The following is a 10,093-nucleotide window of genomic DNA, read 5'->3' as shown; positions in this document are numbered from 1 at the left end:
CCCTCCCCCAACCCCACCCGCAACACATCCACCAGCGCGTGCAGCCGCGGCGACGCGGCCAGTTCCTCCAGCGTCACCGGCCGTCCCTCCGCGTCGGCGACCGGCAGCCGCCAGTTCGGGTACTGGTCCCACGTGCCGGGCAGGTTCTGCGGGCGCCGGTCGCCGACGGTGTCGGGCAGCCAGACCCCGATCATGCGGGCCGGGGTGCGCAGCAGGAAACGGTGGACGGCGTGAATCTCGGCCTCCTCCTCGGACGCGGGCCGGCCGCCGCCCTCGGCGTGTTCGTAAAGGCCGAGCCGGGCCAGCAGCGCCAGCCACTCCCCCACATCGGTGGCGGACTCGATCCGCTCCTCCTCCACCGGCCGGGTCAACAGGCCGAGCCGGTCGCGGAGTTCGACGTGTTCGCCGGTGAGCCGGGCCGCGGTGGGCGGCAGGTCGTGGGTGGTCGCGGTGGCGAGGCAGTCGGCCCGCCACTTCTCGGGCGCGAGCGGACGCCCGTCGCCCTCCCAGTCCCGCTCGAACCACAGCACCGACGTGCCGAGCACCCCGCGTTCCTGCAAGGTCTCGCGCACACCCGGTTCCACGGTCCCGAGGTCCTCGCCGATCACCACCGACCCGGCGCGCGAGGCCTCCAGCGCGAGGATCGCGAGCATGGCCTCGGCGTCGTAGCGGACGTAGGTGCCCTCCGTGGGCGGGTGTCCCTGCGGGACCCACCACAGGCGGAACAGGCCCATGACGTGGTCGATGCGGAGGGCGCCGGCGTAGCGGAAGAGGGCGCGAAGCAGGCGGCGGTACGGGGCGTAGCCGGACTCGGCGAGGCGGTCGGGGCGCCAGGGGGGCAACCCCCAGTCCTGGCCGAGGGAGTTGAAGGCGTCCGGGGGTGCGCCGACCGACATGCCGGCCGCGAAGTACCGCTGCTGGGCCCAGGCGTCGGCGCCGTCGGGATGCACCCCGACGGCGAGGTCGTGCACGACGCCGATCGGCATGCCCGCTTCCCGTGCGGCCCTCTGCGCGGCGGTGAGTTGGTCGTCGGTGAGCCAGGCGAGGCGGCAGTGGAAGTCGACGCGGCCCATCAACTCGGCGCGGGCGCGGGCGGTTTCGGGTGAGCGCGGGTCACGCAGGGCGGCCGGCCACTCCCGCCAGTTCGAACCGTGCACCTCGGCGAGGGCGTACCAGGTGGCGTGGTCCTCCAGCGCCTCGCCCTCGCGGGCGAGGAAGTCGACGTAGGCGGCCCGTCGTCCGGGGCCGAGGGGGACCTCCCGGACGAGTTCCAGCGCCGCCCGCTTCAGCTCCCACACGGCGTCGCGGTCGATCAACGCGTCCTTGTCCAGGACGGATTCGCGCAGTCGCGCGGCGCGTTCGAGGAGTCCGCGGATCTTCTCCCGCCCCTCCTCCTCGACGTACGCGAACTCGGGAATGTCCTCGACCCGCAGATACACCGGGTCGGGGAAGCGGCGCGAGGACGGGCGGTACGGCGACGGGTCGGTGGGCGCGCCAGGCACGGCCGCGTGCAAGGGGTTGACCTGCACGAACCCGGCGCCGAGCGATCGCCCGGCCCAGGCGGTGAGTTCACCCAGGTCACCGAGGTCGCCCATGCCCCAGGAGTGCCGGGAGAGGAGCGAGTAGACCTGCACCATCAGCCCGTACGACCGCCCCGTGGGCGTGGGCAACCGGTCCGGGGCGACGACGAGTTGGGCCTCGGCGGTGCGGCCGTCCGGCGCGGCGGCGGCCAAGTGGTGGACGCCGGGCGGGAGTTGGTCGGCGCTGGCCCGCACTTCGCCCTGCTCGGTCTCGATGTGCAGCACGGTGCCTTCGGGCAGCGTGTCGAGCGCGGCGGGCGCGGCGCCGTACCGGCCCACGACGGTGGGCGGCAACAGCCGTTCGGCCAGCTCCTGTTGGCGGGCGGCGAGCGCGGCGGCGGTGGCCCGCGGGGTGCTCGCGTCGACGCCGAGGGCGGCCAGCGCGGCGACGACCGCGACGGCCGAGGCGGGAACCGCGTGGTCCGGGGAGGGGCTGTAGGCGGTGGCGACGCCGTGCAGTTCGGCGAGCCGGGACAGGTCCTCGCCGAGGGTGTCCGCCGGGGGTGCGGTCATCTAGGGCCTCGTCGCGTCCGGGTCGGCGAAGGGGGCGACCTCACCGCCCATCGGGTCGTCGAAGGCGACGGCCTCACTGGTGAGCGGCGCGTCCATGGTGGCGGACTCGCTGGTGAGCGGGGTGGCGTCGGCGAGCGGGGGCTCGCTGGTGAGGGGTTCGACGTCGGCCAGCGGCGGTTCGCTGGTCAGCGGGGTCTCGGCCCAGGCTCCCCCGGAGTCGACGAAGAACAGGTCGGGTGCGAGATCGGGGGCGAGGTCGGCGGCCGGCTCCGGGGTGCGTTTGGAGCGGGCCGGGCGCGGAAGCGATGCCGATGCTGCGGCCACGGGGGCCTCCTTGTCCGTGTCGGGCGTGCGGGCGGGTCACCGCAGCCCTACCCAGTGGGCGCGACGGCAGACCTCCAGGTTGGAGTACAGGTGGCACTGCGGCCACTCCCTCCCCCCACTCCCCGTAACTTTTCCGGCCGATCGCTATTCACTCAGTACATGTATCCGGTGCATACTGAGCGCCATGAGTACCCGCCACATCCTGCTGGGCCTGCTCGCCGGAGGACCGAGCCACGGCTACGACCTCAAGCGACGCCACGACGAACGTTTCCCGCAGGCCCGCCCGCTGGCCTACGGGCAGGTCTACACGACCCTGCAACGCCTGGTCAGGGACGGTCTCGCGGAGGTCGACGGCACCGGCTCGGACGGCGGCCCGGAGCGCACGGCGTACCGCTCGACGGCGGAGGGTTCGTATGAACTCGCCCGCTGGGCGGGGGAGATCGCGCCGCCCGCGCCCTTCGTGACGAACGAGATCTTCGCGAAGGTCGTCGTCTCGATCCTGGCCGCCGGCGACCCGGAGGCGTATCTGCGGGCCCAACGCGCCGCCCACATGGAGCGGATGCGGGAGCTCACGGCGGTCAAGACCGCCAAGGGCTCCGATCTGGCGACCGTTCTCTCGGCGGACTACGCCCTCAACCACCTTGACGCGGACCTCCGTTGGATGGCGACGACGGCGGCCCGGCTGACCACTCTGACCGCGGAGGTCGACACATCATGAGCGACAACGGGGGTACGGCGGTGCCGCTCCTCGCGGCCCGTGACCTCATCAAGGCGCACGGCAGGACCCGGGCGCTGAGCGGCGCCTCGGCCGACCTGGGCGCAGGCGAGATCCTCGCCGTCACGGGGACCAGCGGCAGCGGCAAGTCCACGCTCCTCCACTGCCTGGCCGGGATCGTCCGCCCCGACGAGGGGACGGTGACGTACGCCGGGGAGCGGCTGGACGAGCTGCCCGAGAAGCGGCTGAGCGAGCTGCGGCGGACCGAGTTCGGGGTGGTCTTCCAGTTCGGCCAGCTGATACCGGAGCTGACGGCCGTCGACAACGTCGCGCTGCCGCTGCTGCTCGCGGGTGCCTCGCGTACGGACGCCCGGGCCGGCGCCGGGGAGTGGCTGGAGCGGTTCGGGGTGCGCGGGCAAGGGGAGCTGCGGCCGGGCGAGTTGAGCGGCGGCCAGTCCCAACGGGTCGCGCTGGCACGGGCGTTGGTCACGTCTCCGAAGGTCGTCTTCGCGGACGAGCCGACGGGCGCGCTGGACTCCCTGGCGAGCGAGCAGGTGATGACGGCCCTGGTGAGCACGGCCCGCGAGTCCGGTACGGCGGTCCTGCTGATCACCCATGACGCGCAGGTCGCGGCGTACGCGGACCGCGAGATCCGGCTGACGGACGGGACCGTGGCGACGGCGGGGGTGACGGTATGAGGTCCCTGGGTTCCGATCTGCGGCTGGCCTGGCTGCTGACCCGGGGTTCGGACCGGCGGGAGTGGTGGCGGGTCGGGCTCACGGCGTTCGGGGCCGCGCTGGCGACGGGGATCGGGCTGGCCGTCGTAGCGCTGCGGTCGTTGGACGGGTTCTACGCCGTGTCCTTCGGGTCCGGGCTGTTCGACTCGCCCAGTGACCGGCAGAACGTGAGTCTCGCGCTGGGCCTGCTGCTCATCCCGGTGCTCGGGTTCCTCGGGCAGTGTGCGCGGATCGGGGCGGTGCACCGGGACCGGCGGCTGGCCGCGCTGCGGCTGGCGGGGGCCGGGCCGTGGCAGGTGCGGCGGATCGCGGCGCTGGAGTCGGGGCTCGCGTGCCTGGCCGGTGCGGTGGTGGCGACGGCGGCCGTCGTACCGCTGCTGCCGTACGCCGTCGCCTGGGCCGGTGTCGTGCTGGTCGCCGTGTCCGTGCCGGTGCTGGGGGCGGTCGTGAGCGCGGTGGCGCTGCGCCGGGTGGTGGCGGATCCGCTGGGCCGGGTGCGGCGGGTACGGCCGGTGCGGGGGCCGGGGCGGCTGTTCGGTACGGCGACCCGGCTGCTGGCGGTGACGGCGGTGGCGATCGCGCTGACCCCGGTCTTCGGCAGCCCCGTCGACTTCGGCCTCGCCCCGGTGACGGTGTTCGTCCTGGCCGTACTGATCAGCCTGATCGCGATCTGGCTCTCCGGGGCCTCGTCCCGCCAACTGGGTGAGGGCTTCGCGGCCGGCACCTCGCACCCCGCGCTGCTGATCGCGGCGGAGCGGATGCGCGAGGACCCCTGGTCGACCGCCCGCACCCACGCGGCGCTGCTGCTGGTGACGGTCGTCGGCTCGGGCTTCGCGGGCGTACGGCAGATCCTGCTCGCGGACCTGGAGGAGATGCGCCGCAAGGGCCACCTCGGCACGCGCATGTCCTACTACACGACGGGCATCGACCTCACCGCCGCCGCGATCCTCGTCGCCTTCGCGCTCGTGCTGACGGCCCTGGCCGTGGGCACCGCCGAGTCCCTCGCCACCCGGCGCCGGGGCCTGGCCGCGCAGGCCGCCGCCGGGGTGCCGCAGGCCGTACTGGCCCGCGCGCTCCTCCTGGAGACCGCGCTGCCGCTGTTCCCGGCGATCGCGGTGGCGGGCCTCGGCGGCACGGCGATCAGCTTCTGGTACGGCGCCGCCGTCTCGTCGCACGCGGACGTGCCGGTGCCGTACGGCGCGCTGCTGGTCCCGGTCGGCGTGTACGCGTGCTGCGTGCTGGCGGCGGCCACGTCACTGCCGCTGCTGCGGCGGTCGGTGCGGCCGGGCGAGCTGCGGTACGCATGACGGCCGGCCCCGGGGAACGGGGGTTCCCGGGGCCGGACCGTGCCGCTGTGCCGCCGTACTCACCGGGAGGTGGGTACACCTGGGAGTGGGTACACAAAAGCCCGGATCGTCAGGCGGAGATGCCGTCGATCCGGGCCATCGCGTCCTCCGCGCCGTACGGCTGCAAGTACGGCAGCCAGCGCGGGTCCCTATGACCTGTCCCGATGATGCGCCAGGCCAGGCCGGTGGGTGGGGCGGGTTTGTGGCGCAGCCGCCAGCCGATCTCGAAGAGGTGTCGGTCGGCCTTCGTGTGGTTGCAGCGGCGGCAGGACGCCACCACGTTGTCCCACGCGTGCTTGCCCCCGCGGCTGCGCGGAATGACATGGTCGACGCTGGTTGCGACGCCACCGCAGTACATGCACCGGCCCCCGTCGCGCGCGAAGAGCGCCCGGCGGGTGAGAGGAACGGGCCCCCGATAGGGAACCCGTACGAATCGCTTGAGCCGGACCACGCTGGGTGCGGGGACTGTGACGGTTGCGCTGTGCATAAAGGCGCCGGATTCCTCAAGGGAGACTGCCTTGTTCTCCAGGACGAGGACGAGCGCGCGGCGGAGCGGTACGACGCCGAGTGGCTCGTACGACGCGTTGAGGACCAGGACATGCGGCACGGATGCCTCCTTGTGCGTCGGCGGCGCGTGGCTCGCGCCGGGACGATCTGTAGTCAGTCTCCCCTCATGCCTGGTGGAAGCGCCACCATGTCCCGGTAACGGGCTGGGAGTGTTTTCGACCACATGTGATGCGGGGCCGGGACGGGTGTGGGTTCGTCCCACCTGTTCATTCCCGGCTGAGCACAGCCTCTCCCCCGAACATGGCAACGATCCACACACGATGCCCCGATAGTGTGGTGGGTCTGCCCCTACGGTGACCTATTCGTGACCTAGAACCGCGTGTACGAAGACGTGTACGACCTTGACCGCAGCGCCGGGGGCGGACCGCAGCACCTGGAGGTACCTGCCGTGTCCTTGTCCGCCGTCCTACTGGCCGCCGCTACGCCGTCGCCGTCGCCGTCCCCCTCGGAGACCGCGGTGACCGTGCCCTCGCTCCAGGACGCCCAGGAGAGCGCGACCAACGCCGCCAGCTGGGTGGAGCAGAACTGGTCCACCTGGCTGGCGATAGGTCTGCGGGTGCTGCTGATCCTGGTGATCGCGACGGTGCTGAGAATGACGGTGCGGCGGGCGATCACCAAGCTGATAGACCGGATGAACCGCACGGTCGAGTCGGTGGACGGCACGGCGCTGGGCGGACTCCTCGTGAACGCCGAGCGCCGCCACCAGCGCTCCCAGGCGATCGGCTCGGTCCTCCGCTCGGTGGCGTCTTTCGTGATCCTGGGCACAGCCGCACTGATGGTGTTGGCGACCTTCGAGATCAACCTCGCCCCGCTCCTCGCCTCCGCCGGTGTCGCGGGCGTGGCGATCGGCTTCGGCGCCCGCAACCTCGTCACGGACTTCCTCTCCGGCGTCTTCATGATCCTCGAGGACCAGTACGGCGTCGGCGACCAGATCGACGCGGGCGTCGCCTCCGGCGAGGTCATCGAGGTCGGCCTCCGCGTGACGAAACTCCGCGGCGACAACGGCGAGATCTGGTACGTCCGCAACGGCGAGGTCAAGCGCATCGGCAACCTCTCCCAGGGCTGGGCCACGGCGGGCGTCGACGTCACCGTGAAGGCCTCCGAGAACCTGGACCGGGTGAAGGCCACGCTCGACTCCGTCACGGAGAAGATGACCAAGGAGGAGCCCTGGAACGAGCTCCTCTGGGGCCCCATCGAGGTCCTCGGCCTCGACAGCGTCCTCATCGACTCGATGGTCGTCCGCCTCTCCGCCAGGACCATGCCGGGCAAGTCGGTGACCGTCGAGCGGGAGCTGCGGTGGCGGGTGAAGCGGGCCTTCGACGAGGCGAACATCCGGATCGTGGGCGGGGGCACGGCAACAGAGGACGCGGGCGAACCGGACGACCCCACGGCGGCGGTCGCGGCCCCGTCGGTGTACTCGAACTCGGATTCGCCTCAGGTGGCGGCCACTTCGCCTATTTCTTCACAGCGGCCTGGGACGCGGTAGTAGTACGGGGAGTCGAGCCCGACCCCGAGGCCGGGGCCACGCTCAACTCCCCGTCCGCTCCGCCCCCGTAGCGAAGAACCGCCCCACATAGTCGCCGGCAGGCAACCCGCTCTCCCGCATGAGCGAGAAGACCTCGGCACCTTCCCCCGGCTCACCGAACATCCGGTACGCCTCGGCGAAGTCGGCGTACTCCACGCCGTCGAGGTCCGCGCAGTACTCGTGCGCCTCCAACTCCCCACGGCTGATCGCCTCGTCGAGCGAGGACGCCTGCCACAGGGTCAACCGCTCTTCGTAGACGCCGAGTTCGCGATGCCGGAACACGCATCGGACGCCGTACCAGGACAGTTCACTCACCGGTGCGCCTGCTCACTCGTACTCACCGGGGTCGCGTCGGTCCAGGTGATCTCGAAGTATCTGACGCGTTCGTCCTGTCCGGCAGACCGCATGCCCGCCGCCAGCATGACGTGGTGGGACGCGATGTTGTCGTGGTCGGCATCGCCTTTCACGCACGTGACTCCGTGCGTCCGCGCGAACAGCAGCAGTTCGCGGAGGGCTTCGGAGGCGTAGCCCTGGCCCTGGGCCGACGGGATGACGCCGTAGCCGATCGTGACGCTGCCGTTCGCGTCCGGAGGTCCGTGGAAGCCCAGGCCGCCGATCGCCCGACCGTCCTCGCGGCGACGGATCTCGTAGTTGCCGAACGGCTGGGGATCGCCGGTGCTCGCACAGGTGCCCAGGAAGCGCCTGGTGGCGAACACGTCCCCGTCGGTGGGGTATCCGGGCGCCCATCGGGTACCGCTGTCCGGCTCGCCGACGACTACTCGCTCGGCTTCTCCGACGGTCATCGAGTGCAGCACGAGCCGCTCTGCCACAAGATCAGTCATGGCAGGGAGGAGTATCACGCGGGGCGACCGGAACGCACGGGGATTGTCCGTGACGCCGCACCGATCAAGGCGCACGGCAGATCGGCGAGTTGGCCGGCCGGGGAGATGGGCCGCGCCCCGAGCACACCGCCGCGGTGAGCGGGGAGCCGATGTGGGAGAGGGCGGCCGTGGTGAAGCCGTCGGCGAGCAGGTCCCGGTCGGCGAGTCGGGTGGTCCAGCGCTCCCAGTCGGCGCCGCCCATCACCGCGGTGGTCTGCTCGATGTCGTCGCCGCCCACCGCGCCGGTCTCGGCCTCGCGGATCTCGGGGCGGCCCTCGTCGAAGGCGAGCGTCTTGGTGCGGCAGGTCTTTCCACGACCCCCAGCAGCGCCGGGCTGTCCAGAACAGCGCGCTCGTGTCGACGCCCGGGCCGTCCAGCGGGCCCGGATCCGGTCGGACACGCAGGACACGGCCCAAGGCGGCGAACTCCGTCGGGGGTATCCGAGGGAGTTCGCCGCCGCTTGTCCAGCGCCCAGTAGCTGTCGGGCGAGACTACGACGACAGGCTCTAGCCCTGGCGCCAGAGCTGGTTGTTCACGGCACCCAGGCAGTCATAGATCTGGACCAGGGTTCCGTTCGCCGCCGAACCGTCCCGGAGATCGAGGCAGAAGGTGTGCCCGCCGGAGTGGTTCGCGCTGACCACCGTGAGGTAGCCGGGGACGTTCGGTGAGACGACCAGCTGCCACCGCTCGGAGAGATCGCTGCCGCAGGTGTGGTGCTTGACGTTCTTTGTGTTCACCGGGCTCGCGAAGTCCAGGCACAGGTTGCTCTGGACATTCCGCAGGTTGAAGAAGCCCCCGCCGACCGACACCGGCAACCAGTTCTGGTTGGGATCGGTGTTGTTGGCGAGGCAGTCATTCTCCACCACCGGGGTGTTGTCCAGCAGCGAGCCACCGGCGACCTCGGCGCACTTGTTGGTCCCCCTGTTGATGAGTGTGAAGGCGGCCCCGATATTGAGCGGCCGTACGACATCCGTCGTCCCGCCGGCCGCGTGGGCGCTGCCGCCCATGGCCAGGCCGGCCGCGAGGACCATCAGGCCGGCCAGCATTGCGCTGACCATTCCGCGTCTCTTCATGTACTTCCCCCAGGTGATCGGAAGCGTGGCAACAAGTGCTGCCGACGCTATGACCGGGGCTGGTGGAACTCCTGCGCAACACCGGTCCAGGAGTTCCCAACCCTCGGCAGACAGCGTGGGTCGCGATGAACCGGTTGTCGTGTCATGTTCCGCTCATCGGAACGGGGCGGAAAAGGTGCCGAATCAAGGTGGTGATCAGGGCGCGCTTCCCCCAACGCCCCAGTAATGCGCGCACCATCTACGGCTCATTCACCAAAGGCGCTGAATCGATGGGCGCCTTTTGGACTTCCCGTTCGGCTATGCAGCTTCCCGTTTCCGCGCCGGGGGGGCGATGGACTGGCCGCGCCCGCACCAACGCTGGACGAGGCGATGACGACAGCCCGTACCACTCCGAGAAACACAGACGACTTGGAGAACGCTCACTCGCTCGCACCCACGAGCGGTTTCGCCGCAGCGGGGTCAGCCCCGAGCACCCACTCCGCGTACACGGTCTTGCCAACGGAACGGGGCTCCCATCCCCAGCGGTGAGCCAGGGCTCCGACCAGAAGTAATCCCCGGCCGAACTGATCCGTGTCACTCACGGGGCACGGACTCGGCAAGCGTTCGCCGCGCGGGTCACTGACCTCGACGCGAAGGGTGATCCCGGTGACGGTGATCCGGACCCGGATGAGCCGGTCTCGGAGGCTGCCGTGCAACAGGGCGTTGGTCATCAACTCGGATACGACGAGGGCGACATCACCGGCGAGGGCCGGGTGCCCCCACTCGGTGACGAGCCGTGCGGCGCGGCGGCCTGTTGCTGGGTCTTTCCAGCAGCGTCACGCAGGCGCAGCAG

At 71.3% G+C, this 10,093-nt stretch carries 11 protein-coding genes and 1 pseudogene; 4 read left to right on the top strand and 8 right to left on the bottom strand.

What is annotated here, in order from left to right:
- Positions 1-2,093: 4-alpha-glucanotransferase (gene malQ / locus ACNFOC_RS43940; protein WP_416964613.1), on the bottom strand; the 2,093-nt coding region annotated here is incomplete at its 3' end.
- A complete protein-coding gene (locus ACNFOC_RS43935) occupies positions 2,094-2,417 on the bottom strand; it encodes a hypothetical protein (RefSeq protein ID WP_416964612.1) in 324 nt (107 codons plus the stop codon).
- Between the two features lie 184 nt (positions 2,418-2,601).
- Here ACNFOC_RS43935 and ACNFOC_RS43930 point away from each other — a divergent pair, with 184 nt between their 5' ends.
- The 3 genes from ACNFOC_RS43930 to ACNFOC_RS43920 are packed head-to-tail and all read left to right on the top strand — an operon-like array spanning position 2,602 to position 5,176.
- Complete coding sequence (locus ACNFOC_RS43930) at positions 2,602-3,135, top strand: PadR family transcriptional regulator (protein ID WP_416964611.1); 534 nt, start codon at positions 2,602-2,604, stop codon at positions 3,133-3,135.
- Complete coding sequence (locus tag ACNFOC_RS43925) at positions 3,132-3,830, top strand: ABC transporter ATP-binding protein (protein WP_416964610.1); 699 nt, start codon at positions 3,132-3,134, stop codon at positions 3,828-3,830. Before ACNFOC_RS43930 ends, ACNFOC_RS43925 begins: the two co-directional genes overlap by 4 nt.
- Positions 3,827-5,176 carry an ABC transporter permease gene (locus ACNFOC_RS43920; protein WP_416964609.1) on the top strand — a complete coding sequence of 450 codons (1,350 nt, stop codon included), beginning with the start codon at positions 3,827-3,829 and terminating at the stop codon, positions 5,174-5,176. Before ACNFOC_RS43925 ends, ACNFOC_RS43920 begins: the two co-directional genes overlap by 4 nt.
- Positions 5,177-5,285: 109 nt before the next feature.
- On the opposite strand, the gene ACNFOC_RS43915 is transcribed toward ACNFOC_RS43920, so the two are convergent.
- A complete protein-coding gene (locus tag ACNFOC_RS43915; protein WP_033284586.1) occupies positions 5,286-5,822 on the bottom strand; it encodes an HNH endonuclease in 537 nt (178 codons plus the stop codon).
- A 348-nt stretch (positions 5,823-6,170) separates the two neighbouring features.
- Between ACNFOC_RS43915 and ACNFOC_RS43910 the strand changes: the two genes are divergently transcribed.
- Positions 6,171-7,268 (top strand): mechanosensitive ion channel family protein, encoded by a 1,098-nt coding sequence (locus ACNFOC_RS43910; RefSeq protein WP_416964608.1) that lies wholly within the window; start codon positions 6,171-6,173, stop codon positions 7,266-7,268.
- Positions 7,269-7,310: 42 nt separating this feature from the next.
- On the opposite strand, the gene ACNFOC_RS43905 is transcribed toward ACNFOC_RS43910, so the two are convergent.
- The 5 genes and pseudogenes from ACNFOC_RS43905 to ACNFOC_RS43885 all read right to left on the bottom strand — a co-directional run.
- Positions 7,311-7,622 (bottom strand): hypothetical protein, encoded by a 312-nt coding sequence (locus ACNFOC_RS43905; protein WP_416964607.1) that lies wholly within the window; start codon positions 7,620-7,622, stop codon positions 7,311-7,313.
- Positions 7,619-8,149: a GNAT family N-acetyltransferase gene (locus ACNFOC_RS43900; RefSeq protein ID WP_416964606.1), complete on the bottom strand. Its 531-nt coding sequence runs from the start codon at positions 8,147-8,149 to the stop codon at positions 7,619-7,621. The genes ACNFOC_RS43905 and ACNFOC_RS43900 overlap by 4 nt, the downstream gene beginning before the upstream one ends.
- Before the next feature lie 64 nt (positions 8,150-8,213).
- A complete protein-coding gene (locus ACNFOC_RS43895; RefSeq protein WP_416964605.1) occupies positions 8,214-8,588 on the bottom strand; it encodes a hypothetical protein in 375 nt (124 codons plus the stop codon).
- A 106-nt stretch (positions 8,589-8,694) separates the two neighbouring features.
- On the bottom strand, positions 8,695-9,246 hold the full coding sequence (locus ACNFOC_RS43890) for an RICIN domain-containing protein (RefSeq protein ID WP_416964604.1): 552 nt from the start codon (positions 9,244-9,246) through the stop codon (positions 8,695-8,697).
- A gap of 434 nt (positions 9,247-9,680) precedes the next feature.
- A pseudogene (locus tag ACNFOC_RS43885) lies at positions 9,681-10,055 on the bottom strand (ATP-binding protein); the annotation flags it as partial.
- Between the last annotated feature and the right edge of the window lie 38 nt (positions 10,056-10,093).

It is taken from the genome of Streptomyces colwelliae (genome assembly GCF_048158785.1).
Lineage (GTDB): Bacteria > Actinomycetota > Actinomycetes > Streptomycetales > Streptomycetaceae > Streptomyces.
This window is presented reverse-complemented; position numbering and strand designations above follow the sequence as displayed.

What these genes read in the sequence shown, in the direction of transcription:
- ACNFOC_RS43930 (WP_416964611.1), top strand. Translation starts at nt 2,602, where the DNA reads ATGAGTACCCGCCACATCCTGCTGGGCCTGCTCGCCGGAGGACCGAGC.
- ACNFOC_RS43925 (WP_416964610.1), top strand. Translation starts at nt 3,132, where the DNA reads ATGAGCGACAACGGGGGTACGGCGGTGCCGCTCCTCGCGGCCCGTGAC.
- ACNFOC_RS43920 (WP_416964609.1), top strand. Translation starts at nt 3,827, where the DNA reads ATGAGGTCCCTGGGTTCCGATCTGCGGCTGGCCTGGCTGCTGACCCGG.
- ACNFOC_RS43900 (WP_416964606.1), bottom strand. Translation starts at nt 8,149, where the DNA reads ATGACTGATCTTGTGGCAGAGCGGCTCGTGCTGCACTCGATGACCGTC.
- ACNFOC_RS43890 (WP_416964604.1), bottom strand. Translation starts at nt 9,246, where the DNA reads ATGGTCAGCGCAATGCTGGCCGGCCTGATGGTCCTCGCGGCCGGCCTG.